General features: G+C 42.4%; 3 protein-coding genes. All 3 read left to right on the top strand.

The features are described from left to right. On the top strand, window positions 1–478 hold a 478-nt coding region (locus tag AC1DUW_RS28365; protein ID WP_477644124.1), incomplete at its 5' end, for a uroporphyrinogen-III C-methyltransferase. After that, window positions 457–1,020 carry a nitroreductase family protein gene (locus AC1DUW_RS28360; protein ID WP_053345854.1) on the top strand — a complete coding sequence of 188 codons (564 nt, stop codon included), beginning with the start codon at window positions 457–459 and terminating at the stop codon, window positions 1,018–1,020. The genes AC1DUW_RS28365 and AC1DUW_RS28360, both read left to right, overlap by 22 nt. 15 nt (window positions 1,021–1,035) lie before the next feature. Next, on the top strand, window positions 1,036–1,545 hold a 510-nt coding region (locus AC1DUW_RS28355; RefSeq protein ID WP_477644123.1), incomplete at its 3' end, for a cob(I)yrinic acid a,c-diamide adenosyltransferase.

Below are 1,545 nucleotides of genomic sequence, written 5' to 3'. Positions count from 1 at the left end.
ATATGAAATAATCCCAGGAGTGACAGCGGGCATTGCAGCTCCAGCTTATGCCGGTATACCGGTTACCCATCGTGAACATGCGTCGAGTTTTGCGATTGTGACCGGACATGGACGTGATTACAAGGGTCAAGACAACCTGAATTGGCAGGCATTGGCTCAAGGAATTGATACCATCGCCTTTTACATGGGAATTGGTAATATGCCATTTATCTGCGAACAATTGATAGAGCATGGTAGAGACGAAGAAACACCAGTGGCTGTCATTGAATGGGGTACTACAGATAAACAAAGGACGATAACTGGAACCTTGAACACGATTTCTATGCTTGCTGTGGAAGCGGAAATTCAAAATCCGGCAATCTTTCTGGTAGGTGAAGTCGTTCAATTAAGAGAAAAAATCCAATGGTTTGAAAAAGTGATTGAATCAGAGTCTACGAGTGAAGGGAACGAGTCAAGATGTCTATCATTCAAGAATTGAAAGACCGCAGAGCCATACGAAACTATGAAGAAAAAGAAGTAGAAGATGAAAAAATCAGGCAGTTATTAGAAGCAGCTACATATGCCCCTAACGACCGATTACGTGAACCTTGGGGTTTTTATGTAATCAAGGGAGAAGCGAAGCAACGCTATGAACAGTTGGCAGAAAAATATTTACATGAGCGTTTCCCGACCAAGCCGAAATTGATTGATAGTTCACTAGAAGTTGTAAAAACTACTCCGCTTATCATTGTCGTAACCTCTGATATTTTGCCTGAAGATCCGGATTCATCCGAGGACAATGTATTTGCCTCTTGTTGTGCTGTTCATTCGATGTGGCTTGCAGCAAAAGAACTTGGTCTTGGCTTTGTATGGCGCACTAGAGGAGTAGGCCTTGTCAGGGATGAACGACTGCACGAATTTATCGGTTCGCCGGAAAACAAAAAAGTAATCGGTACTATTTTTATCGGCTATCCTAAAAAGGATCAACCTGTTTCTGCTACTAAACGAACTTCATACGTAGAAAAAACAGTTTGGCTATGAAGGTAGGCGAATAAGATGGCTCGCAGAGGATTGTTTCTTATATATACCGGAAATGGGAAAGGGAAAACGACTGCCTCACTTGGAGTTACTTTACGGGCAATTGGGAGAGGCATGAACGTTAAATTTCTCCAATTTATAAAATCTCCAGAGCGAACATATGGAGAGGCATTGGCTTTAAAGAAATTAGGGGTTGAAATGGAACAGCTTGGGATTGGCTTTACATGGACCAAAACTCCACAAGAGCATCGGGAGGCACTAACAATAGCTTGGGAAAAAGCAAAACAGGCCCTTTGTGATCCTACAATTGATTTACTGGTTCTGGATGAGTTAAACAATGCGTTGGCCATCTCTAAGTTCCCGATTGAAGATGTCTTGCCACTAGCAGAAGTAATTGATGCGATTCGTAATCGACCCGCTCATATGCATCTAGTCGTTACAGGCAGAGATGCCAAACGGGAACTGATGGATTTGGCGGATTTAGTTTCTAATATTGATGCGACTAAGCATTACTATGAAGAGGGAATC

Source organism: Peribacillus sp. P4_C12, assembly GCF_056402095.1.
The sequence above is the reverse complement of the archived record's forward strand: the minus strand, read 5'-3'. Positions and strand labels throughout refer to the sequence as shown.